The sequence below is a fragment of the Streptomyces sp. NPDC102462 genome (assembly GCF_044765425.1).
Taxonomy (GTDB): domain Bacteria; phylum Actinomycetota; class Actinomycetes; order Streptomycetales; family Streptomycetaceae; genus Streptomyces.
Map to the genome: position 1 here is coordinate 1 of NZ_JBIWKB010000093.1, position 23,756 is coordinate 23,756.

A 23,756-nucleotide genomic window follows, 5' to 3' on the forward strand; every position below is an offset into this window, starting at 1 on the left:
TAGAGAAACGCCTCTCAGGCGCCCTCACCCATGTCCGCGCAGGTCAGACCCCAGATTCGTGACTCTAGGACGCTGAATTACGCGGAACGCAGGCCCGACTGCCGCGCTACTGGCCTTCGGTGTCCTGATGCGGCAGATCCACCAGCTCATCGACAAACCCGCGGACCATCCGGACACCACTTCCGCACAGCCGCTCGAACCGCCGGCTGCCGTGATCGTCCAGACGCCGGAGGCATCGGCCCAAGTTGCGCAGAGCACGCCACGCGGCGGCCGTCCGCCAAGCGCCACGGTCGAGGAGCTCGCGGAGATCGCCCGGATCGCCGCCGTCGAGACGGGGAAACTCACCCGGGCCATCGTCCAAAAGGCCGTTAAGGCCAAAGGGCTGACGATCAGCGGCCAACGGCTGACCGAGGTGATGGACATCGTCCGGCCCGAAATCGAAGGGCACGCGGACTCCGGTCCGGACAGCGGCTGACCGCCCGCCCCAGTGGGTGACCGGAACCCTTCCGGTCACCCGGCCACTCAGTCACCGCCTCACACACCCCGCTCATATCCACACCTGTGGGCGCGGGAGTCACCGCCCGCCCTCCTGCCGGTTTATCCACCCCATCGGCATGCCCTGGCCGCCCCTTTCTGGAGAACCACCCGTGACGCGTGACCCGCATGCCCCCGACCGCACATTCGACGAGCCGACGCCGCTGACGAAGTCCCCTACGCTGATGGGGCGTTTGCGGCGTGCGTTCGGACGGGTGGCTCCTGGCGGAGCCAGTAGTACCCCGAGTCCGACTCAAGGCCGGTCCTCGGGGATCTCCGCCCCAGGGGTGGCGGAGACGGCCCGGCGCCAGGAGGCGCCGGACCAGGAGGCCGGGACCGAGGGCGGCCCCGACTCGGGCGAGCTTCACGCCGTCCAGCAGCAGATCCTCCACCCCGCACCTGCCGCCGAGCCGACGGCCGGCGAGCGAGCGGTGCAGAGCGTCCAGCCGACGATTCGCCGTTTCACTGGCACCAAGCGGACCGTACGCGTCGGCCCGCTGCGCTTCACCGGCGACGAGCACGCCGACCTCCAAGAGGCTGCCGCCGCGCACGGCTACAAGGGGGAATCCGGCTTCACCGCCGACATCGTCCTCGCCTTCGTATCCGGTCGGTTCACCGCGAACCTGCCGCTGTCCGAGGATCGCCGCCGCACCCACATGTTCCGCGCCCAGGTGCTGCGCGAGCTCAACCGCATCGGCGTCAACGTCAACCAGATCGCCCGCGTCCTCAACAGCGACCTCACCCCTCCCGGCATCCGCCACCGACTCGACGAGCTGCACCGCCTGCTGGAGCTGATCGCCGAGGCCCTGCGCGAACCCGCAGACTCCAGGAAGGACCAGGCCGCGTGATCGCCGCCATCAAACAGGCTGGGTCCAACACCCGCGGTCTGCTCGCCTACCTATATGGGCCGGGCCAGCACGACGAGCACAACGACCCGCACATCGTCGCCAGCTTCGCCATGCTCGGCATGCCCGACCCTGGCCGCGACCAAGACGCCACACTCACCCAGCTCGCCCATCACCTCGACGAACCCGTTTATCTCCGAAACAGCGAGTTCGGAAGGAAAATCACCGACCACGTCTGGCACTGCCCCGTCCGCACCGCACCCGAGGACCGTCACCTCTCCGACGCCGAATGGGCCGACATCGCCCAACGCATCGTCGAAGCCGCCGGCATCGCACCGCCCGAAGACGACCTGGCCTGCCGCTGGATCGCCGTACGCCACGCAGACGACCACATCCACATCCTCGCCACCACCGTCCGCGAAGACGGCCGCCGCCCCAAGCTCCACGACAGCGGCATCCGCGTCGGCGACGCCTGCCGCCAGATCGAGAAGACCTACGGCCTGCGCCAGCTGAAGAAAGGAGACCGCACCGCCGAACGCCGACCCACCCAGGCCGAGATGCACAAGGCCGAACGCCTCGGCTGGGAGCAGACCAGCCGCGCATGGCTCCAGGACCGCATCCGCGCCGCCATCCCCCACGCCAGCAGTGCCGAAGAACTCCTCGCCTACCTCCAGGCCGACGGCATGGCGGTCAAACCCCGCCGCGGACCGTCCGGCGACCTCCTCGGCTACGCCGTCGGCCGCCCTGGCGACCTCAACAAGGACGGCGCACAGATCTTCCACCCCGGCGGAAAGATCGCCCCCGACCTCACCCTCCCCAAACTCAAGGCCCGCCTCGAAACCACCGCGCCAGAGGAACACCCCACCGCCCGCCGCAACCGCCCCACCACCCCCTGGCACCAGGCCACCGACGCCCTCGACACCCTCCACACCGGCATTGCCGACGACACCCACGCCCAGGCCCACATCACCGCGCTCGGCGAACTCATCGAAGCCACCGCCCAGAAAGCCCCCGCCCACCTCTACGCCGAACTACGAGCGGCCTCAAAGGCATTCGCCCGCGCACAGCGCTCCCAGATCCGCGCCGAGAACCAGGCCGCCCACATCCTGCGCGAAGCCGCCCGCGACGTCACCCACACCGCCACCGGCCCCGACGGCAGCGCCCTGGCTGCCCTGCTCACCGCCCTCGTCTGGGCCACAATCGTCGCCGGGCGCTGGCACGAGGCGAAGGGCCACGCCCACCAGGTCGAAGCCGCCCGCCAGAGCCTTCACCACCTGAAGACCGCCGCCGATGTCGCCCTCGCGCCCGTCGTCGACAGCCTCGCCGCCCGTCAGCCGAGCGACCACGCGCGCCGGACCCTCGCCCACGACGTCCGTGCCGCCATCCCCGACCACGCCGACCGCATCCTGGCCGATTCCGCCTGGCTGGCCCTCGCCACCGTCCTGGCTGATGCCGAGGCCGGCGGTCACAAACCCCACCAGCTCCTCAAGGAAGCAGCCGCCCAGCGCGAACTCACCACCGCCCGCCAACCCGCCCGCGTGCTGATCACCCGCATCCAGCACACCAGCCGCAACCCCGCCCCCAACCCCCGCGCTGAAGCCGCCCGGCTACGCACCACCACTCGGGCGCATGCGACTGGCCTCGGGACGTACGCGACACAGCCAGCCACGACTCCTGTAACCGTGAATCCGATCAACCGTCCACGGATGTAAGGAGGCCGGCCCGACACCACCCGGGGCCGGTACGCAAACATCCCCCGACGGTCACACATGGGCTTCTCGCGGCATCTCGTCACAGAAACCGCAAGATCGTCGACCAAGACCGTTCTCCTTCACGGCCGGGCGGTAAGCCGTTACTACGGTGCCGGTCATGCGAGAAGTCGAATACCGGAGCAGCGGCGTTCCGTTGGAGGAATACGCACTCACCCGCAGGGACCACCGCCGTCAGAAGCAGAGCGAGGAGACCAGCGAGTCGATTCGGCTTCAGGTCGAGGAGGACAACGCCAAATGCCGGGCAGACCCGGCGAGGGCGGAGCGCCGTCGCCAGGCGTTCGAGGAAGCCGCCAAACTGGCGCAGTCCTTCAAGAAGCAGGACCACGAGATCATGCGGTGGCGTGTTCGGCTGTACTGCGGCCACATCATCGAGACTCAGGCGCACTACACATACACCGACCCCCTCTCCGCTGGGTCGTACAGCAAGCGATGTCCTGAGTGCGGGGAAGGCGAACAAACGATCGTTGCCTTCGAGCCCATCGGACTGCGTGCCGAGCCACCGGAACCAACGGAACCCACGCCTCCGCCACCTCCGAAGAAGCCGACCCGAGCCCAGCTCGAACGACGCCTCAAGGCCCTGGAAGAGGAGAACGAACGTCTTCGCGGGAGGCTCACCGGGTGAAAGCGGACCCGTGCCAAGTCAACTGGTTCGTAGCGGTCCATGGCCTTCTTCGGCGTATCCCAGGACCGCGATACGAACATGGCCTGACCCCAGGGCCAATCAGGAGACAAGAACCGAGTCCAGGTACTCCTGTACCGGCTCGAACAGTCCGTACGGCACGTACTCCGGGATCTCACCATGGGCGACCCAAGCCAGTTCGGCCAGCTCCTCGGTGTCCGTACGCGGTTCCGCCCAGCACCTCGCAGGCCGTGTACGACATCAGCCGGCCCGTCTTCGGGTGAACGCGCTCGCCGAGCAGCTTCACAGCGGCCACGGTCAGCCCAGTCTCCTCCCGGGTCTCCCGCACAGCGGCGTCCTCGAGGGCCTCGCCAGGCTCGACCTCACCGGCCGGGAACTGCCAGGAGAGCTGTCCCTCGCTGACGCGGCGGCGCACCATCAGCACGCGCCCCTCATGGACGACGATGGCTGCGGCGATGGGCCGCAGTCCCCCTTCCCTCATCTGCGTACCTCTTCCTCGATGGCACAAGCAATATGCGGCCACGGAGCACGTAGGGCACCGAAGAGTGACCAGTAGCCGTGCGCCTCGCGAACTATGGCGCTGACACCTAGGCGTACCGCTTCGGGGTCGATCGTGCCTATGACCCGCCGGGCGACACCCCCGGCCCCACGCGGTGCGGGGTTGATCCCGCTGCCCAAGAGGAGCGTGGCCGTGCGGATGGCGTCCAACGTGGTGGGCGGTGCCGCGCCGGCGAAGTCTCCATAGACCAGATCGCGCCAGCGCTGCTGGGTGCGTGCCCAGGCGAGACGTTCCAGTCCAGTTCCCAGATCTACGGCCATGTGGGTCGGGTCATCGGCATTCCACAGCAGGACGATGTCGCCGAGATCGAGCCCGAGGTGGCGGAAGTGCAGTGTGATGCCCGTTACCTCGCGTCGGCGCCAGGGTGTCAAGGTCCCGTGGATGCTCAGGTGGCGGGCGTGGAAGCCCAGTTGGGAGAGGACGGAGAACCAGCCGTCGAGAATCGCGCCGTACTCGTCGAGCCCTCCGACTGGTTGGACGCGGGAGATGTTGACGAAGGAAGTCAGGAAGCCGTCGCAGAGGTCGCCGGAGGTATCGCGTTCACCGGTGAAGCGGACGACCGGCTGAGGGAGGAAGCCCCGTCGGTACGTCTGGGGTCTTCCGTCCTTGAGGAGCGGGTCGAGGGCCTGGATCGCCGAGATGGTCAGCTCCGTGTCGCGCCCCCAGCGGAGCGGGAGACAGTCATCGCGTGGAGCGCCGACGTGGGCGAAGGCGGTCTCCACGCTGCGGAGGAGCTCCCTCCACGAGGGTGGCTGGCGCGGCGGGCGGTAGGGGGTGTCTCGCCGCTGGTGCCGGATGGCGACGTGGGGACCGTCGATGGTGAACTCCCACTGAGGGTGGGATAACGCCTCACGGAGTACGGGGGGTATCCGCGAGGCCAGCGCGTCTCCGGTCGTACGAGCTGTGCCGGTCAGCACGACCGCGACGCCATGGCCAGGAAGTGCCGGGCGGGGTCGAAGCGGTGTTGGCCGATCTCCTGGACCTGCCGGTGGTCGAGGGTCTCCGCCTGCTCGATGGCAAGCGCGAGCCGCTGGGCCGCGGTCTCGTCGTCCTCGTCCGGGTCGGCCACGGTGATGGCGCCCGTCTGCTCGCAGAGGGCCGCCTCGGCACAGGTGCCCTTACGCCAGGTGAGCGCGGCCATGGGGGTGCCGGCGCGGAGGGACTCGCCGAAGACGGCGGCGCCGGCTTCCACGTACGGCCGTGCGTACGTGTAGACGAAGACAGACGCCTCGGCGATGGCGGCGGTCTTGGCGAGGCCTCCGAGTTCGCCGGCCCACTTCACGTGGTTGGCGCTGAGGAGGCGCTCGTGGCGACGGACGTACGTCTCGTCGAAGACGGGGCCGACGATCTGGATGCGTCGACCGAGGATCTGCGCTGCGCGGGCGGCGAGGTGTGGCGCCTTGTCCTCGTCGATCCGGCCGAGCCAGACGAGGTCGCGTCCGGCGGTCGCTGGCGGTTCCTTCTCATCGAGGCCGAGGTGTACGGCCAGCTCGGGGATCGGCCGGTGGTCCGCGTACCGCTCGATCATCTCGGGCGAGTAGCAGTACAGCCGGGAGCGTCGGCCGTCGAAGGCGGTGGGGGTGTGCTGGAAGACCGGGGAGTGCTGGAAGGTGGCGACGTCGCAGTCCAGCGCGTCCCAGGTGCGGGTCCAGGCGGGCAGCGAAGGGTACTCGTGCCCGACGATCAGGAGGTCGTACTTGGTGTCGCGGACGTCGCGCTCGGCGAGCGATCCGGAGGGGATGTCCTCCAGGCGGACCGGCTTGCGGACCCAGTCGTTCTCCAGGTCCGCGACCCAGCCCGGCCCGAGGAGGTGTACGTCGGCGCCCGCGGCCCGGGCGCCGACGGCGACCGCCCACAGCCATCGTTCGATCCCGCCGTAGCCGGCAGGCGGAAAAGCGTAGCTACCAGGGAAATCGCAGACGCCGACGAGCAAGTTAAGCCTCCGGTGTTCCGTCCGCCTTGATCCGGCGGAAGCCGAGGTACGGGAAGAGGGATTCGGGAAGGACGAGCGAGCCGTCCTCCTGCTGGCACTGTTCGAGGAGCGCGGCCAGCGTGCGGCCGACGGGCAGGCCAGAGCCGTTGAGGGTGGCGACGAGCTTGGGCTTGCCGTCCTCGCCTCGGGTCCGGATGTTGGCGCGGCGGGCCTGGAAGGTGCCGAAGTTGGAGACCGAGGAGATTTCCCGGTACGTGTTCTGGCTCGGGATCCAGACCTCGACGTCGTACGTGAGCTGGGCGGAGAAGCCCGTGTCGCCGGCGGGCAACTTGATGACCCGGTAGGCGAGGCCGAGCTCCTTCAGGCATGCCTCGGCGTGACCGACCATCGTCTCCAGCTCGGCGTCCGCCGTCTCCGGGTCTACGATCTTGACGATCTCGACCTTGGCGAACTGGTGCTGGCGGATCAGACCGCGGGTGTCCCGGCCGTACGAGCCGGCCTCGGAGCGGAAGCACGGGGTGTGGGCGGTCATGGCCAGCGGCAGCTCGGTCGGCGGGATGATCTCGTCGGCATAGAGGTTGGTCAGCGGGACCTCGGCCGTCGGGATCAGGAACAGATCGCGGTCGGCCACGCCCGTCTTGAACAGGTCCTCCTCGAACTTCGGCAGCTGCCCGGTGCCGGTCATCGTCTTCCGCGTGACGAGGAAGGGCACGGAGTGCTCGACGTACCCGTGCCGACGGGTGTGGATGTCGAGGAAGAGCGTGGCCAAAGCGCGCTCCAGGGCCGCCCCGGCCCCACGCGCCACCGTGAAGCGGGAGCCGGACAGCTTCGCCGCTCGGGCGAAGTCGAGGATGCCAGTGGCCTCGCCGAGGTCGACGTGGTCCTTCGGCTCGAAGGTGAACGCGGGGGGCGTGCCGACGCGCCGCATCTCGATGGCGAACTCCTCGGAGTCACCGTCCGGAGCCGAGTCGTCCGGCAGATTCGGGATGCTCAGGAGCAGGTCACGGAGCTGGGCCTCGACCCCCTCCTGCCCGGCCTCGATCTCGCGGATCTCCTCCTTCAGCTCACGGGCGCGCTCCTTCAGCTTGCCGATGTCCCCGCCCTGCTTCGCGGTCTGCTGAACCTCGCTCGCCACCCGCTTGGACTCCGCCCGCAGCTCGTCGGCAGAGCGGATGTTCTGGTTGCGCCGGGATTGGAGGGACTCCAGCTCGGACAGGTCCAGGGAGTAGCCGCGACGAGCGAGCCGACGAACAGCTTCGGCACCCATTTCGATCAGGGCGCGGGCGTCATGCATGAGGAAGATCCTTTTTATCCAGCGAATGGGATGGGGATACCGAATCGACCGTAGCAACCGCCGGCCCCTCGCTGATCCGGAATATGGCCGTGCCACCGGCGCCGCTGATCTTTTCGCACATGCCCGAATCAAGATCGTCCAGGAGGGCGGTGATCAGAACGGGCAGCTCGTCGTCGGAAATGGCGATCGGTTCGACGTACGGGGCCTCGGGAAGGAACAGCGGCATTGGCTCCCCCTCGGCGCGCTCGCTGTACCAGAGGAGGACGGAGACCATCAGGCCGTGGCCGACGAGGACCCTGGGACCGGGGTGATCGTCGGCGGAGAGCACCCCGGTGAGCATCCGCCGGATGCCCTCGCGCTGGGACTCGGATGCTCCGGGCGGGCACTCATCGGGTCCGTGGGCGTCGAGCCAGACGGCGTAGTCGAGGAAAGGTCCGCCCTCGAATTGTCCGTAGTCGAGTTCGTTGAGCCGCGCGTCGACGACTAGTCCGGCGGACGGAACGCCCATCAGCAGCGAGGTGGTCTGGAGAGCTCGGGGGAATTCGCTGGTCAGCCATGTGGCCACGGAGTGCAGGGGGAGCGTGGTCCAGGCGTGACTCAGGGACTGCCGGCCTTCCTCGTTGAGGTGGATGCGCTTGCCCGCGTCGCCGTTGACGAGGTAGCGCTTGCTGTAGTTCGTCTGGCCGTGGCGAAGAATGTATGTCGTCATCGGTCCATCCCCGCTCTGACGGCCATCAGGGAGGACAGCACCGCCGCGATCTTCGGCCTCGCCGGGTCGCCGATCTCCGTGTAGTAGAGGAGCCCGTCGAGTGCGAGCGCCCTGCACCAGGGCGTGATCTCCGGTACGGGGATACGGGAGATCCGGGCGGCCGTGGCGAGCCGATCGGCCATCCCTCGTTCGAGGTCGTAGTAGACGCTCCAGAATGCCCAGTCGAAGACCGCGTCACCCTCCACAGGGTGGGGATCGATCAGACGAGGACGCTGCTCCACGTCGAAGATCACGTTCTCCGCGTACAGGTCGGAGTGCAGGACCGTCGTCCGGGCGGGGACTTCGCGCAGGCTGGCGAGCTCGTGGCATACCTCCCCCGCGAGGGCTCCGTGGGAGCCGAGGTCGAGGACGTGCATCCGTCGGTAGACGCGCGGTAGAACGACCTCGTGCAGGAAGTCGTCCAGGCTGGGCACGCCCGGTCCGGGCGTCCGCCGGCCGAGCGTGTGAACCCTGTGGATCGCGGCGGCCACCGCCTGCGTCCCGCGTACGGGACGGACGTCGCCCCCGGGCTGCCCGCCGACAAGCTCAAGGGCGGCCACCGACAGGTCATCTGCGGCGTGGACCACGTTCGCGGTCGGACCGCCGCCCCACACCCGCAAGGCGGCCGTCTCGTGACGGTAGCGGAGGGGCTCCACCCACGCCTTCAGCACCAAGCGGGTTCGATCAGGCGCCACGGCGAGCGCTACCGCCGAGGCGTGTCCCGCGTCGTGATAGCTCCTCACCGAGAGGTTCCATCGCCTCGCCGCCTCGGCCAGGAGGCCCGGGGCCGCGTCCAGCCACTCCTCAACCGATGGGCCGTAGTGCGCGAGTAAACGCTCCCGACACCCCGAGGGCACATCACCGAGCGTGCGCCTACCCATCAGCTCAGCACGATCCCGTCGGAGACCAGCTCGTCAGTGAGGGCGGGGAAACCCTCCAGGGTCTCGGCGACGAGCGCCTGGACCTTGTCGGCCTCGACGTCTGGGGAGGACAGCCGGATCAGGATGCGCCACGGCTGGTCGAGACGCTGGCCGGTGGTGCTGACCAGGTGGACCTCAGCGTGGCCGTCGGTGGCCTCGTGCAGCCGCTGTGCCAGGCGCTGAGCGGCGATGTTGTAGAGCTTGCCGACGTGGTAGACGGGGTTCTTGCCGTTGGCGCCCTCCAGGTTCATCGGCCGCAGGGGCGTGATGAGTCCGTTGACGCGATTACCGCGACCGACGACACCCTCGTCTCCGGACTCGATCGAGCTGCCGGTGTACGTGAGGTACAGCTCGTCCTTCTCCGGGACGTCACGGGCGTTGAGCCGGAAGCGGGCCTCGGCGCTGGGAAGCCTGAGGCCAGCGAGCCGGTAGCACTCTGCAAGGACGCTCTCTGCGTTACGGACGTACTCGGCGCGGCTTCCGACGTGGCGCGATTTCTGCGGCACGCACAGCACGACATCGGCCTGGTCGCCGTCCCAGTAGCCCATGAGCTTCACATCGGAGCCGCACCAGGCGTGGGAGAGCGTGAACTCGCTCTCGCCGGAGAAGTGGTTCACCAGCTCGCGGACGAACGATTCGAAGGCGTTCTCCGGCGCCCATCCGGTCCCGAGCGAGGTGTCGTTCGACAGCCGGACCCGCCGCTCACGCAGGTCACCGATGGAGCGGGGGTTGAACCAGCGGGTGCGGTCCGGCACCTCGTCGCCGGTGAGGACGGCGCCGGGGCTGGAATTGCTGGTGATGTTGAACTTGATGTCGAGGTGGTCCGAGACCTCGCGAAGCCTCTCGGCGAAGAACGTGCGGACCTCGGCCTCGACGATCTCCTCGACGGGGATCCTCTCGCCTCCGCACATCGGCGCGGCCCGCCCGTTGACCAGGACGCGCACCGGGGCCGTAATCCGGCCGGCGCCGTACCGGACCTCGCTGGCCCCGCCGAGGAGGGCGAGCTTGTCGAAGTTGTGGTGCAGCACAGCGCCGAAGCGCTGGACGGTGTAGTGGCTGTACGCGCGGGACAGCCGCTCGGCGAGGTGATCAGCGAGGGTGTCCGGATGGCCGAGGCCCTTGCGCTCCACGATGGTCGTCGCATCCGGCTTGCCCATGCCGGTGTCGATGACGACGTGGCTGTGGTTGATGGTCGTGCTCGTACGAGGCATGACGAACTCCGTTCACGGGGGACAGGGCAGAGATGAGAGCTACTGAGCTTGTGCAGATGCCGATCATCCGGGCCCCTAGAGGTCCCTTTCGAGGACCTTGATAGGACATCAAAAGGGCTTCCATAGGGCTTAGTTGCGTTCGCATGGACGATTTCGCGCCGCAGTAGGGACACCGCATGTCACTCTCTGACAAGAGTTCGTCCCGGAGGAGATTCATGTCCCGTCCCGCAGGCAACACCCGACTCAAGTCCGCTCGCCTGGCTGCCGGATACAACTCGCAACAGGCCCTGGCTGACGCCATCACCAAGACAGCACCCAAGTTGGGCATCAGGGGGCTGGCAGTCGGCGTGCGTCAGATCCGGCGCTGGGAGTCCTCCACACCGCCCTGGCCACAGCCTGACGTCCACCGAGTCCTGACCCACCTCCTGGGCCAGAGCATGGAGGACTTGGGATTCACCCCACCCTGGGGAACCGAGAGCCGCCCTGCGGGCTCGACGGTCCGCAGCACCGCTCGTACCCCCCTGACGGGCGCTCGGCTAGCCAGCGTCCCCGTGCAGGCAGGCATCACTAGGCAGCCGGTCACGGTGGGCAAAGACTTCGAGGCCGTCACTCGTTCCCATCGGCACCTCTACTGGTCCGTGGCCCCGGCCATACTTCACCCTGCGGTCCTGGAGCACGCCCGTCTGGGATGCGCCCTCCTGCCTGAGACGGCGAACCCTGCTCGCCAGACCCTCGCCGTCGCACTCGCCGAGTCTTATCTGCTGGCCGGCCGCATCGAGTTCTTCGACCTACGCCAGCCCGAGCAGTCCTCGGAGACCCTGTTGCGTGCCCTGCAGGCGGCGGGTGAAGCAGATGATCCTCTTCTCGGATCGGCCATCCTTGCGCACATGGCCTTCGTCCCCGGCTGGGCCGATGACCGTGACGCGGCGATCGAGCGGATGATGGCTGCCCGCACCTACGCTCGACGTGGAGACGCCTCCGCCGAGCTCTGGGCATGGCTGGATGCGGTCGAGGCGGAATGCGAGACCCGATGCGGCGACCCTCGTGCGGCCCTCCGCCTGATCCATCACGCCGAGGACGCCCTTTCCTCGGGCTCTGCGCACCCTAGTCCTGAATGGCTGGACTGGTTCAGCCGAGTGCGCCTGTCCGCATTCAAGGGGAACACACAACTGAAGGCCGGCCACCTGCCGCAAGCCCGCCAGACCCTTCGGGAGGTTCTCGACGAACTGCCACCCGAGTCGGACAAGCAGCGCACGGTCGTCCTCGGTGATCTCGCCGCGGTAGAGGCCGCGGACAGCCACCCGGAGGCGGCATGCCAGTACGCCGTCCAAGCCCTCGACCAGCTCGCCATCACCTGGTACGCGACGGGCATGGAGCGCATCCGCGAAGTCCGACGCACGCTCGCTCCATGGCAGAACGAGCAGTGCGTCCGAGACCTCGACGATCGTCTCTACGACTGGGGCACGACGGTCAGCGCTCTCCAGCATTGAACTTGGCGATCTTCTCAGGCAGCTCCGCGAGCGAGTCGATGCGCATCGTAGTGATCGAGTCCGCATCCGGATCACGCTGCTGAATCGTGCCCCACGGCCCACGCCGAATCAGAGCTGTCAGAAGCCCAGCCTGCACGGCCGGGCGGATGTCGTTGTCGAGCCGGTCGCCGACGTACAAGATCTCGCCCGGCTCGGCGGGCGTCGCCTCGATGACGTGGTCGAAGAACTTCACGTCGGGCTTCGACGCCCCCCAGTCGTCACTGGTGGCAATCAGGTCGGACGGGAGGTCCAAGCCCCGCAGGAGGCCACCAGCCCGCACGGTCTGGTTTCCCGCAATGCCCACCCAAAGGCCAGCCTTTTGCAGCGCGGCCAGCGCGGGTCGCACGTCGGAGTAGAGGTCGTCCTCGCCGAACCATTCCGGCTTCCCGGCCGCCGCGCGCTTCTCGCGCTCTTCGGTCAGGTCGAACCCCGGACGGAACTCCTGAAACGTCTCGCGGTAGTCACGCCCCTGCGCGATGACCGCCCCGAACATCGCCGCGAAGGTATGCCGCGGCACCTCCAGCCAGTCCGCCCAGGTCCCGTACTCCCGGGTCTCGTCGACCAGACACTCACCCACGTCGAACACCACCGCACGAATCATGCTCCGCAGGTTAGACGGTGCAGCACCTGGAGCAGGCAGCCCTATCGGACTGCGGCTGAATACCTACCCCGCCCGAGCCCAAGTCGACACCAACGCGCGGCGGGAGCCGGGGTGGATCACTGGGGCGCCGCAAGTGTGGCGGCGGGGCGGCACGGCCGACCGAAGCGGGCACATTTCTGCTCAAACCCTGGGGGGAGCCATCCACCGCTCAGCAGACGAGGATGCGCGGGAAACGCGGTGATGGCGGCGACAGCGAAGGCTAGGGACGCCCATGGTGTGTGCACCATCGTCGTCACCTGCTGACCGCGAGTATTGACGAAGCTCGTCTGGAACGTAGCAACGCTCACGAGGTCGATCGCGCTCAGGGCCCTCCACTCAAGGTCAAGTCCAATCGTGCTGCTCGCAAAGTGCAGCTTCTGACGGGTGATCGTCACCTCTCCCGGGCCATCGACCACCCATCGTGGTTGGGCGTTACGCGCCGCCTGGCGCCGCCTGGCAGAGTTGCCGACGGCGGAACCTACAAGACTCCCGATGACGAATGCCGGGTTGCCGACGGCGACCACATTGTTGTGCTGGTAGCGCCCGTTACCCAGGGCTCGCCAGGTCGAACGCTGACCGGGGCCGACAGCAAGGGCACGGTCGTCCTGCTCCAGTCGCGCGGTCGTGGCGATCAACGGACGGCGAGCCAGACCGCCTATAAGGAGATCTGCGACGATCTCGCACGAGTGCCACAGGTGGTCGTCCAGGGATGACCACACCGGAGGATTCACGTGCTCTGGTAGCGGCGCGAAGGGGTTGACCTCTGTCACTCTGGCGGGTCCGTTTCCCGAGGACACTTGATCACTTAGTGCGGTCGAGTGTACCCAGAGGGCTCCTCAGCCGACAGGGGCTTTACGGATCTCGCCACCGCCGTGGCTGATCCGCGTTCGCTTGGTCGCTACCGGCAGCATTGGCGCCGTCATACCGCCCGTTCTGGTCTCAGTGCTGGTCTCATTCGCCCACGTCCGACCCCGTCCGGACAGGGTCACCTCGAACACTCCGCCGCAGGTCAGGATGCCTACGACCGACGCCGAACCCCCATACGAACATTTGGAAAGCGTGTTGGGGCCCCCACGAGTTCGCATCTCATATCCTCCACAGCCGCCTGAACGGGCATAACAAAACACCGGGTCAGGAGCACTTCCGTCCAGCGGGCGGGAGGGCTCCTGCTCGTTGGCGACCCGTATCGTCTCCGCGTCGCCCAGTATCGCGGCGGCCGAGCATGGAGGCCGAGGAGCCAGAGTCCGACCGTGCTGTACCGGTCAGCAGCAGCAATGTGGTCTGCTGGGGCGCGACATGCGTACTGCCGTATCTAAGAATCCACCTGCTGATCGACCGCTGCTTCGTAGAAGGCATCTGCGAGAGCGACGATAATCGAGTTGATGGCCGGCCCGTCGGTGAAGAAGTAGTCAGCCATCGTGTTGTGGGCGTCCTGGTTATCTGCGACCGCCTCCGTAACGGCTGCTTGGAAGTCTGGTGACTCCACGAACTGCTTCTTGGAGTTCACCTTGGTCTGCCTGATCAGGTTCGGGTCGGCGAGCAACCGCTGGACGAGTCCCTGCACGAACTCCCTGATCTGGGACTCGGCGAACGATTCGGCGCCGAAGAGGTCGTTCATCTTGTCTATGACGACCTGGAGCGCGACGTACTTCGGATCCTTCTTCATTCCCGTGCCGGCTGCGCTGATGCCCTTCAGCTGCCCGTCGCCCACAAGCGAGATGTTGACCGGGATTGCCTTGTTGTGCTTGACCCCGACCAGCACCACGTCGGAGAGGTCGACGTCGGCGGCCCAGGCGGACTCGGCGATGACCTTCTCCAGCAGGCGCAGGAAGATCGAGAGCATCTCCATGTAGGGGTCGCCGTAGTCGACGATCTGGGACATGAAGTCATAGAGACGTACGTAGGTAGAGACATCCTTGCGGAACAGGTCGAGCGCCTGGAGCGTGACCTTGTCCTCCTCCTCGATCGCCCGCGCGTAGCGGCGCCGGAAACCGTGCTGCGCCGGGCTGATCGCCGCCGAGAGCGCGTTGTTGCCCTTCCTGGTCACCCACAGCTCGGCGACCCTGCGAACGTCGTCCTCGGTGTAGATTCCGGCCTGCGCAAGCTTGTTAGCCAGGTGGACGACGACGTACGGATCGGTCTCGGTCTCCAGGGTCGCGTTCTTGAAGTACGGCTCGAAGGCTGCCTTGATGTCCTCGGGCTTGTTGGCGAAATCGATGATGAACGTCTTACGCTTCTGCTCCCCACCAGCGGTGCGATGGGTGCGGTTGAGCCGCGAGAGCGTCTGCACCGCCGTGACCCCTGACAGCTTCTTGTCTATGTACATCGCCGAGAGTAAGGGCTGGTCGAAGCCGGTCTGGAACTTGTTGGCCACCAGCATGATCTTGTATGTCTCACCCTTGAACGCCGCTGCCAGATCAGCCCCGGCGCCGGGGTTCAGGTTGGCCTCGGTGAACTCGTCATCCTTCGACGGCTGCGGACCCCAGTCGCTGTGCCAGGTCTCGTCCTCGGCCATCGTCACCCCGGCAGAAAAGGCGACCAGGGTGCGGTAGTTGTACGAGGCGTCCTCGGTACGGCGCCTGGCGATGTAGGCGTCGATCGCCAGCTTGTACTTCACCGCGGACTTGCGCGAGTCGGTTACCACCATCGCCTTCGCCTTGCCTTCAAGGAGGTAGGCAACGTTGGCATGGAAGTGCTCGACGATGATCTGCACCTTCTGGCTGATGTTCGTCGGGTGCAGCTGCACCCACCGCATCAGGCCCTTACGGGCGGCGGCCTCCTCAACCTCTCCCCCGTCACCGCTCTCGGCCCTGCCAGCGATCTTCAACGCGGTGTCGTAGGACTGATAGCCCTTGAGCACGTCGAGGATGTACCCCTCCTCGATCGCCTGCTTCATCGAGTACAGGTGGAACTCGTACGGCTTCCCGTCGGCCTCCTTGCGACCGAACAGCTCCAGCGTCTTGCTCTTCGGCGTCGCGGTAAAGGCAAAGTACGAGATGTTCTCCGACTCGGCCCGCTCGGTCATCTCCGAAGCCAGCACCGACTCCACATCGACCTCGCCGCCCTCCTCGATCTCCTTGACCTCCTCGGCCGTCAGTACCTGCTTCAGCTTCGAGGAGATCTGACCCGACTGGGAGGAGTGCGCCTCATCGGCGATGACGGCGAACCGCTTGCCCTTGAGGCCAGCGTCGGTCCGGATCTCGTCCAGCGCATGCGGGAAGGTCTGCACCGTCACCGCGATGATTAGCTCGCCGTTCTTCAACGCTTGCGCCAGCAGACCCGACTTCGACTTCGCGCCGGCCTTGCGGACGTCCTCGGGGCTGATAGTCGCGACGATCTTGCCGGTGCCGTCGATCTGCCGAATCGCATCCTGCAGCTGGGAGTCGAGCACGGTGCGGTCCACGACCACGATGACCGAGTCGAAAACCTTCCGATCATCGACATGCAGCCGCGCCAGCCGGTGTGCCGTCCAGGCGATGGTGTTCGTCTTCCCCGACCCGGCCGAGTGCTCAATCAGGTACCGCTGCCCAACACCCTCCTCCTTCACCGCCTCGACAATGCTCGTGACGGCCTCCCACTGGTGGAACCGCGGGAAGAGCATGCTCGTACGCCGCACCGACGTGCCGGTGGTGACGTCCCACTCTTCCTTGGTCTGCACGATCATCAGCCGCCCGATGATGTTCAGCCAGGCATGTTTCTCCCAGACGCGCTCCCACAGGTACGCCGTCGACGACCGTCCGTCCGCGCCTGGCGGGTTGCCGGCACCGCTGTCGAAGCCGATGTTGAACGGCAGGAAGTGGGTCTTCTCCCCCTCCAGCCTGGTGGTCATCGCCGCGAGGTCGTTCGAGAGCGCGAAGTGGACCAGAGCGCGGTGTCCGAAGGACAACAGCGGCTCGGGCCGCCCCTTAGTCAGTGGGTTGCGGTCCTGCTTGTACTGGTTGATCGCCTCATCCAGCGACTGGGTGAAGTCGGTCTTCAGCTCCACCGTGGCCACCGGAAGGCCGTTCACAAAGAACACCAGATCGAGGATGCGCTGGTCAGCGGTCGAGAAGTGCACCTGCCGCACCACCCGCACCCGCATCGCCTCGTAGTGCGCCGTCGTGGTCGCATTGAGCGAGGTCTCGGGGCGGAACTGCGCCATCTTCAACCGACCGCCACCGATGTACTGCACCCCGTTGCGCAGGATGTTCAGTGTGCCCCCGCCATGCTCCAGCGGCCTGTCCAGCGCCGCGGTAAGCACATCGAGGAACTTCGCCTGCGAGCCGGCCGCCTTCAACGCCTTCCCGTACGCCGGCTTCTGTGTCTCCTCCAGCCACGCGTACAAGTCGTTCGGGAACAGCGCCCGCTCCCGGTCGTACTCCCCGCCGTCACGGTCGTTCTCCGAGTACAGCCAGCCGTGCGCCTCCAGGTACTCGCAGATCTCTGTCTCGAAGACAGTCTCGTTGTGATCGGCCATCACGCAGCCTCTCGTACGTCAATCTGCCCCGTCACCGCGGCCGTGATCAGCGCCGAACGCCGCTCCTTCGAGAGATCGATGAACCGCTCCGTCTCCGTAATGAGCGTGTCGATCTTCGCTGTCTGCTCATCGAGGTACGTCGCGATGCGGCGCTGCTCGTCCAGCGCTGGCATCCGCACGCGAAGCTCCCGAATGTCCCGCTGAGAGATCTTCTGCATCGAGTGGCTCATGCCTTTGGAAGCAGCACTGATCTGCACTCGCATTGCAGGAGAGGCGAGCGCATACGCGAGGAACGCCGGATCCGCGTCGGCCGCGAGCGAAATGCCGTACGTGAGATCAGAGAGAAGCAGTCGCGGGTAGTCCCCCTGGACTACGGCAGCAGTACCCACCAGTTCCTTTGTGTTTGAGCGCGACATGACGAGTTCGCCCCGACGAACCGCAAACTCCGGCCGCGGAGTCTCGTCGTCTGGAAGGCGCTTGTTCTCAGCAGCGTCAAATCTGCCGGTGTTCGAGCAGCCGACCTTCAGGACTCCCCATTCCGCCACTCCGTCGGCAGGCCAGCTCTCACAGTTGGGGCTCCACCCCTGGCGAATCGCGGCGATGATCCTCCGAAATTCTAGCTGTGTGCCTTGAGATGTCGCGTGCGCGACAACGGCAGTACGTCGCTCGCGGAGCATCTCGATCAGGCGCTGCTGCTCCACGATGAGCGTGTCGATCCGGGCTGTCTCGTAGTCGAGGTAGTCGGCGATGGCGCGCTGCTCGCCGAGCGGCGGGACAGCAAACGGCATGTCCGCGATCATCGGCCTGCGTACCGAGTCGACGGTGGACTTCGCGCTGCCGTCGAGGGCCATCAGGTGAAATAGGTTACTAAAGGCGTAGTAGAAGAATCGTGGGGTTACTCGCCGAAACTCGTCGAGCACGTACACGCGCTGGTGCGCCATGAACCGTCCCGTGACGAGGTGAAAGACTTTCGCGACGCCAGCACCATCACCGGCGGTGAGTACAGCCGTCGTGTCAAACTCCCAACGGTCTGACATGACCGGCTTGTCAGACCGCACGTAGAACGGGAACTCACCGTCGGGCTCGGCATCGACCGTGTCGCCACTTCCCGTACGGATGCGGACGAGGTGACGGCCCCGCACAACATCCCAGTGTTCCGGGATGCGAGTGAACGTCTCGCGGGCCTCGTCTCGGTATGACGCATAAGCTCGGAGGCCGCTCACTGCTCCACCTCTCGCAGCAGGTCAAGGATCATGGCGACCTGCTTCTCCAGGTCGGCGTCGATCTCAGCAAGCGGGCGGGGTGGTACGTACTTGTAGAACTGGCGGGTGAAGGGGATCTCGTAGCCGGTCTTGGTCTTGGCCCAGTCGATCCAGGCGTCAGGAACGTGCGGCCTCACTTCCGCGTCGAAGTACGTCTGGATGACTTCGCGCTCCCCTGCTGCGCCAGCGGTTGAGCCGCCGTAGGTGAAGGGCACATTCTCGGTGTCACGCTTCTTCGAGTCAGGCTTCGGGTTGCCCTTGCGGTCGACGACAGGGTTCCCGTCCTCATCGAGCAGGGGACGCTCGACAGTGATGGTCCAGTAGCCGAACTCGTCGTTGCGCAGCACCTTGGAGAGGTCAGGGTCGGCGTCCTCGAAGTCGGCGTACAGCCGCACTACCTCGGCGCGGTCATCGTCGCTGATCTCCCGCCCCTTGGACCCGAGGTTCTTGCGCATCTTGGTCCAGAACGACGTGCCGTCGATGAGCTGGACCTTGCCCTGGCGGTCGGGGTGCTTGGTGTTGTCGAGGATCCAGATGTAGGTGGCGATGCCGGTGTTGAAGAACATGTTGGTCGGCAGGGCGACAATCGCCTCGACAAGGTCGTTCTCCAGCAGCCACCTGCGGATGTTGGAGGGGCCGGATTCTGCGGCGCCGTTGAAGAGCGGCGAGCCGTTCATGACGATACCGACCCGGCCACCGCCGTCCTCAGGTGCACGCATCTTGTGGGCCAAGTGGAGCAGGAAGAGCATCTGGCCGTCCGAAGTCGCGGGGAGTCCCGGCGCGAAGCGGCCGTAAGGGCCGGCAGAGTCGCGCTCCTCCTTGACCGCCTTGGCGTACTGCTTCCAGTCCACCCCGTAGGGCGGATTGGACATGCAATAGTCGAACTGACGGCCCTTGAAGGCGTCGTCGGTGAGCGTGTTGCCGAAGGCGATGTTGGTCGTGTCGTGGCCCTTGGCGAGCAGGTCGGACTTGCAGATGGCGTAGGACTGCGGGTTGTACTCCTGGCCGTACAGGTTCAGCTTCGCCCCGGAGTTATGGGCGAGCAAGTGCTCCTCTGCCAAGGAGAGCATGCCGCCGGTGCCAGCGGTGGGATCGTACAACGACCGGATGATGTCGCCCTTGGAGAGGTCGACATCCTTCTCCGCGAAGAGCAGGTCGACCAGCAACCGGATCGCGTCGCGCGGCGTGTAATGGTCTCCGGAGGTCTCGTTCGCGGCCTCGTTGAACTTCCGGATGATGTACTCGAACGCATCCCCCATGTCGGCGTTGGACACGACGTTGGGATGCAGGTCGACGGCGCCGAAGGACTTGACAATCTCGCGTAGGAGTCCGGCCTTCTCCAGGGCCAGGATCTCCTTCTTGAAGTCGAAGTACTCGAACACGTCCACGTCGGCGGAGAACCGGTCGATGTAGTCAGCGAGGTTGTCCGCCAGCCCGTCCGCATCGGCCAGCAGGTTCGCGAACTCGTAATTGGAGGTGTTGTAGAACGTCCGCCCCGTGGCCTTCCTGACCTCGACCTTGAGCCGGTTCGGGTTCTCGTACCTCGCAGCCAGCTCCCGTACCGCCGCGCGGTCCGGCTCAAGTACGCAGTCGAGCCGCCTCAGGATCGTGAACGGGAGAATCACAGTCCCGTACTGGTTGGGGCGATAGGGGCCCCGAAGCTGGTCAGCGATCAACCAGATGAAGCTACCGAGCGTGCTCACAAGGTTCCTCACGAGAATCGTCTAGCAGTGACGATCACTTTGCCAGAGGGAGCAGCCAGCATCCCATGGTTCAGCTATGGAGCCCCTCGACGTGCTCCTGCCGATCGGCCCGGGTGCTTGCACGTGTTGCCGGAGCGGCAACTCCGCAAGGCGTTGGAAGGACGGCAAGAAGGAACCGGGCGCCGCAGACTCCACTACGGCAAGATGGAGATGCGCCAGCACGACACCGAGTACCTCAGGTGCGTGAGCGATGCGTGAGCGGACTGTCCGATACAGAGCGGCAGCAGCCGGATCAAACGGCTCGCCGCACGGTACTGACCAGGGAAAACAGCGCCATGCGGCAGGGCCAGGCACCCCCCGGCAAGAATTCGATCCCACTCCTAAAGCGGGTGTCGCAGGTTCGAATCCTGCCGGGGGCACAGCCTGCGTAGCAGGTCAGAGCGTCACGGGCCCCCCGTTCTATTCGAACAGGGGGCCCGTTTCATGATCAGAGTCCACATGGAGTCCACATCTCCCGGCGATCATGGTTTGATCGCCACCCGTTCAGGGGACTTGATCACAGCGAGCGGCTTTGTACGCTGCCGAGCCAGACGAGGACGGCGCGACTCCCCTCGTGCGCGCCAGACACAGGCTCGTCGCCTCCTGCGGATCCTGGGCGGGGAGGCCCGGCCCGCAGGCGGGGACCCCCGCCGACGTACGCGGCGGGGGTCGCCCGTACAAACGTAGACCGCCCCACCCCGGACAGGGGGTGGGGCGGCTCGCTCTGACCGAGTCAGAGCGGAGGATGACCGCCGGCGGACACAGGTACGCCAGCCATCATCCGCATGTGGCCGAGCACAGCTCACGCACTCGGCACCTCGGGAAGACGCGGGGCCGCCCCCACGGGGGACGGGGGGCGGCCCGCTTATCTCCAGCGCCGGCGGTTCGCCCTCGCCGACGCTGGAGGCTCTACTCCACCCACGTGGTGCCCTGGGTGTCGGTCACGGATTTCCGGCCTCGGTAGTAGTCCACGTGGTGCCGGTCCTCGTGCGGGCGCCTGGTACAGCGCGCGCCACCGTGCGGATGTTCCAGCCAGCAGTAGCCTGCGGCCCGGCCGCCCGACTGCTGCGCTTCGGCCATCCGCTCAGCCGTGTCGGTCTTCACGGGGTTCCCCCTCGGCGGTTCGTGGGGCGGCTGGAGCTTTGGCCGGCACAGCCGGGGCAGGCGTAGACCTCGACGTCGAGGACGTGCACAACCCTCCCGGCCGCGGGCGATGCCGGCGGGTACGGCGCCGACGACGTTCAGCAGGCTCTTGGCGCACCAGCAGCAGGCCCACCCCGAGTACTGGGCGTAGGTCAACGAGGCGACGGGTGGGGGCTCGGGCTTCGGGTTCACGGCCGGTTGGCAAGCGGGACCAGGTGGTGGACTTCACGGCACGGGCCGCAGGCGTACAGGCCGCGCGTGGCCGACCCCGAGCCTGCGTCATTGATCTGGATCAGTTGGATGCCGTCGGTGAACCGCTTGCACCACGAGCACACGCCGCGCCTGCTGGTGGTCGCCTGCGCGGTCATCGCTGGTCCCCGTCGGCGAGATCGAGCAGTTCCCTGTGGGTCGAGCAGGCACGGGGGCCGCGGCAGGTGGAGCAGTTGCGGGCGTGGAGGTCGGCAACCCGGCGGGCCTCCGTCCGCACGCACGTCGTGCAGCCCCGCGGGTACCAGCTGGCGCCGCTCTCATTGGCCCCGGGTCGGCGGCGTGCGCCGAGGCTCATAGCGGCGGCGGCCGTCAGGCGGGCGGTGCACCAGACGCACGCCCGGCCGCGCAGCTGATCGGAGGTCAGGCCGCGGATCGGTGGGAGCGGCAACAGATCGACTGCTCCCACGGGCGCCGACGTTGTAGCGTGCGGCATGTCGACTCCATCCAATCGGCCATGCCCCGGGAGGTTCGCAGCCTCGCCGGGGCCTTGTTACGGACCGTACGGACGGGGCGATGTGTGGCTCCAGGAGTGTGCACGAACTTGCATGGACTCACCCGAGAGAGTCGATGGCGGCTGTGATCAATGCCCGCGCCTCGGCCCCGTACACCGCGAGCTGTGACAGGTAGGCGAACGACTGCGCATATTCGTCGATCTCCCTCGGCTGGGTTACCGTCAGGTGCGCCGAGACGAGTTCGACGTTGACCTGCGCGTCGTCGTACACCGTGAACGATTCGACTGGCCAGCCAGCGCCCCGCGGCACCCCCAGGGGAATCACGCCGAGGCTGACGGAGGGCAACGTGCCCACTGTAATCAGGTGGCCCAACTGGCCGGCCATCACCTCGGTGTCGCCGATCACCGTCCGCAGTACCCATTCCTCGACCAGCACGGCGAAGCGGTGAATGCCGGTGTGCAAGATGTGCTGCCGCTGCACGCGCTCCGAGACCGCGTCAGCAACGTCGTCCGGTGCGTCCCGCAGCGTGGCAACGGTGCGAAGAACGGCAGTGGTGTAGGCGGGGGTCTGAAGTAGGCCCGGGATGACCCACGACTGGTACATCCGGAAGCGGCGGGTTCGCTCGAACAGCGGTCGTACGGACTCCTGGGCCCGCTTCAGGCCGGCCCGCTCCATGCGGCGCCACTCGACGTACATGCCGTCGATACCGCGAGCGGTCGCGATCAGATCGTCCGTCTGGTCCTGCGCGCGGCAGTGCAGTGTCCACGCGTGGATGTCGGCGTCCGATGGAGGTGTCCTGCCGTGCTCCAGGCGCGAGCATTTCGACTCGTGCCAGCCAGCCCGCTTGGCCAGCTCCCGCGCCGTAAGGCCAGCGTCCAGACGGATCTCTCGTAGACGCTGGCCAAGGGCGTGCCTGGCCTGCTGAACGCTGGAGGACGGCGAGGACAACGCGGCTCAGAATCCCTCAGGACGGCCGGTACTCCGCGTGCGGCACGGCACGCTCCCACACGGCGTCGAAGGCGTCCGCGCACAGCTTCACCGCGGCCGGGTCGGTGGTGACTTCCTCGTCGTCCGGCGCAAGCTCGCCGTCGCCGGCGAAGTGGAGGAACACCACCAGCTGGTCATCGAAGAGCCAGAAGTCGTTGCCGGGCAGCGCGAGGTTCGATGCCCTGCGTCGGGGCAGCCAGCGGACCTGTTCGCCGGCGGCCACGTTGGGCGCGGTGACGTGGTGCTCGAACCGGATGTAGTCGCTGATGGGTTCGGACACGATACGGGCCCGTCGGACCTCGACGCCGCGGCCGGTGGCCTCCGTGATGAGGGCGAGCCACGGTCGCAGAGCTGGATCGCTGTCCGCTGGATCATCGTGTTGCCCGGCCTGCCAGGCGATGAACCGGGGGTCGGACCGCATGTAGCCGTCGCGCATCTCCAGGTGCAGCGCGGAACGCTCGCAGGTGCGCAGTCGGTCCTCAAGCGTCGGTTCCGCCACCATTGACCTCCGGGAAGAACTGCATCATGCGGCGCGGGAATTCGATCACAGTCTCGTGCTCGGGGATGTCCATCTGGGCAAGTCGCTTGGAGTCTTCGACCTTCCAGCCCTGGAGAATGTAGTTGTCGGTCACGTCGTCGTAGTACACGGTCGGGGACTTGCCGTCCGGACTGTCGGGGTCCTTGCCCAGCATGTGCAGTGCCATGGTGGCTCCTTCACCGAGGTGGGGACCTGTCCCCGAGTGGTGGACACCTCTGAGCCCGGCCCCGGCAGGGGCCGGGCAGGAGGGATCTCTTATGGTGATGAAGGTCTACTCGCCC

21 protein-coding genes and 1 pseudogene are annotated in these 23,756 nt (G+C 66.7%); 5 read left to right on the plus strand and 17 right to left on the minus strand.

The genetic code is table 11. The features are described from left to right. Window positions 1-127 precede the first annotated feature (127 nt). The 4 genes from ACIRFL_RS41105 (at window position 128) to ACIRFL_RS41120 (ending at window position 3,773) form a co-directional block, all read left to right on the plus strand. A complete protein-coding gene (locus ACIRFL_RS41105) occupies window positions 128-475 on the plus strand; it encodes a hypothetical protein (protein WP_404040035.1) in 348 nt (115 codons plus the stop codon). Between the two features lie 346 nt (window positions 476-821). Further along, on the plus strand, window positions 822-1,382 hold the full coding sequence (locus tag ACIRFL_RS41110; RefSeq protein WP_404040038.1) for a MobC family plasmid mobilization relaxosome protein: 561 nt from the start codon (window positions 822-824) through the stop codon (window positions 1,380-1,382). Then, complete coding sequence (locus ACIRFL_RS41115) at window positions 1,379-3,091, plus strand: relaxase/mobilization nuclease domain-containing protein (protein WP_404040041.1); 1,713 nt, start codon at window positions 1,379-1,381, stop codon at window positions 3,089-3,091. The genes ACIRFL_RS41110 and ACIRFL_RS41115 overlap by 4 nt, the downstream gene beginning before the upstream one ends. A gap of 157 nt (window positions 3,092-3,248) precedes the next feature. Beyond that, entirely contained in the window at window positions 3,249-3,773 is a 525-nt protein-coding gene (locus ACIRFL_RS41120; protein WP_404040044.1) for a hypothetical protein, read from the plus strand. Window positions 3,774-3,872: 99 nt separating this feature from the next. On the opposite strand, the pseudogene ACIRFL_RS41125 reads toward ACIRFL_RS41120, so the two are convergent. The 7 genes and pseudogenes from ACIRFL_RS41125 to ACIRFL_RS41155 all read right to left on the minus strand — a co-directional run bounded on the left by ACIRFL_RS41125 (window position 3,873) and on the right by ACIRFL_RS41155 (window position 10,456). Then, window positions 3,873-4,209 (minus strand): annotated as a pseudogene (locus ACIRFL_RS41125) (NUDIX hydrolase). Between the two features lie 59 nt (window positions 4,210-4,268). Then, window positions 4,269-5,072, minus strand: a complete 804-nt coding sequence (locus ACIRFL_RS41130) for a hypothetical protein (protein ID WP_404040047.1) — start codon at window positions 5,070-5,072, stop codon at window positions 4,269-4,271. Window positions 5,073-5,260: 188 nt separating this feature from the next. Beyond that, window positions 5,261-6,283, minus strand: a complete 1,023-nt coding sequence (locus tag ACIRFL_RS41135) for a glycosyltransferase (protein ID WP_404040050.1) — start codon at window positions 6,281-6,283, stop codon at window positions 5,261-5,263. A gap of 1 nt (window position 6,284) precedes the next feature. Continuing rightward, window positions 6,285-7,577, minus strand: coding sequence for a serine--tRNA ligase (serS, locus tag ACIRFL_RS41140; RefSeq protein ID WP_404040053.1), 1,293 nt, complete (start codon window positions 7,575-7,577; stop codon window positions 6,285-6,287). Further along, window positions 7,570-8,286 (minus strand): histidine phosphatase family protein, encoded by a 717-nt coding sequence (locus ACIRFL_RS41145; RefSeq protein WP_404040056.1) that lies wholly within the window; start codon window positions 8,284-8,286, stop codon window positions 7,570-7,572. Before ACIRFL_RS41145 ends, serS begins: the two co-directional genes overlap by 8 nt. After that, entirely contained in the window at window positions 8,283-9,206 is a 924-nt protein-coding gene (locus tag ACIRFL_RS41150; RefSeq protein WP_404040059.1) for an aminoglycoside phosphotransferase family protein, read from the minus strand. Before ACIRFL_RS41150 ends, ACIRFL_RS41145 begins: the two co-directional genes overlap by 4 nt. Continuing rightward, window positions 9,206-10,456, minus strand: coding sequence for a methionine adenosyltransferase (locus ACIRFL_RS41155; RefSeq protein WP_404040062.1), 1,251 nt, complete (start codon window positions 10,454-10,456; stop codon window positions 9,206-9,208). The genes ACIRFL_RS41150 and ACIRFL_RS41155 overlap by 1 nt, the downstream gene beginning before the upstream one ends. Before the next feature lie 215 nt (window positions 10,457-10,671). On the opposite strand from ACIRFL_RS41155, the gene ACIRFL_RS41160 reads away from it, so the two are divergent. Next, a complete protein-coding gene (locus ACIRFL_RS41160) occupies window positions 10,672-11,946 on the plus strand; it encodes a transcriptional regulator (protein WP_404040065.1) in 1,275 nt (424 codons plus the stop codon). Here ACIRFL_RS41160 and ACIRFL_RS41165 read toward each other — a convergent pair. From ACIRFL_RS41165 to ACIRFL_RS41210, 10 genes are all read right to left on the minus strand, one after another. Then, entirely contained in the window at window positions 11,927-12,586 is a 660-nt protein-coding gene (locus ACIRFL_RS41165; RefSeq protein WP_404040068.1) for an HAD family hydrolase, read from the minus strand. The two genes, ACIRFL_RS41160 and ACIRFL_RS41165, sit on opposite strands and share 20 nt — an antisense overlap. 116 nt (window positions 12,587-12,702) lie before the next feature. Then, window positions 12,703-13,395 (minus strand): hypothetical protein, encoded by a 693-nt coding sequence (locus tag ACIRFL_RS41170; protein WP_404040071.1) that lies wholly within the window; start codon window positions 13,393-13,395, stop codon window positions 12,703-12,705. A 542-nt stretch (window positions 13,396-13,937) separates the two neighbouring features. Then, a complete protein-coding gene (locus ACIRFL_RS41175) occupies window positions 13,938-17,081 on the minus strand; it encodes a type I restriction endonuclease subunit R (RefSeq protein WP_404040074.1) in 3,144 nt (1,047 codons plus the stop codon). Next, a complete protein-coding gene (locus ACIRFL_RS41180; protein ID WP_404040077.1) occupies window positions 17,081-18,304 on the minus strand; it encodes a restriction endonuclease subunit S in 1,224 nt (407 codons plus the stop codon). Before ACIRFL_RS41180 ends, ACIRFL_RS41175 begins: the two co-directional genes overlap by 1 nt. Then, a complete protein-coding gene (locus ACIRFL_RS41185; protein WP_404040080.1) occupies window positions 18,301-20,046 on the minus strand; it encodes an N-6 DNA methylase in 1,746 nt (581 codons plus the stop codon). Before ACIRFL_RS41185 ends, ACIRFL_RS41180 begins: the two co-directional genes overlap by 4 nt. A 948-nt stretch (window positions 20,047-20,994) precedes the next feature. Then, entirely contained in the window at window positions 20,995-21,189 is a 195-nt protein-coding gene (locus ACIRFL_RS41190; RefSeq protein ID WP_404040083.1) for a hypothetical protein, read from the minus strand. Window positions 21,190-21,416: 227 nt separating this feature from the next. Continuing rightward, entirely contained in the window at window positions 21,417-21,596 is a 180-nt protein-coding gene (locus ACIRFL_RS41195) for a hypothetical protein (RefSeq protein ID WP_404040086.1), read from the minus strand. Window positions 21,597-22,049: 453 nt separating this feature from the next. Further along, the gene (locus ACIRFL_RS41200) at window positions 22,050-22,898 is read right to left on the minus strand and encodes a helix-turn-helix domain-containing protein (protein WP_404040089.1); all 849 of its coding nucleotides are present in this window, start codon (window positions 22,896-22,898) and stop codon (window positions 22,050-22,052) included. Window positions 22,899-22,914: 16 nt separating this feature from the next. After that, window positions 22,915-23,439: a DUF6879 family protein gene (locus tag ACIRFL_RS41205; protein WP_404040092.1), complete on the minus strand. Its 525-nt coding sequence runs from the start codon at window positions 23,437-23,439 to the stop codon at window positions 22,915-22,917. Then, window positions 23,417-23,641, minus strand: a complete 225-nt coding sequence (locus ACIRFL_RS41210; RefSeq protein WP_404040095.1) for a hypothetical protein — start codon at window positions 23,639-23,641, stop codon at window positions 23,417-23,419. The genes ACIRFL_RS41205 and ACIRFL_RS41210 overlap by 23 nt, the downstream gene beginning before the upstream one ends. Between the last annotated feature and the right edge of the window lie 115 nt (window positions 23,642-23,756).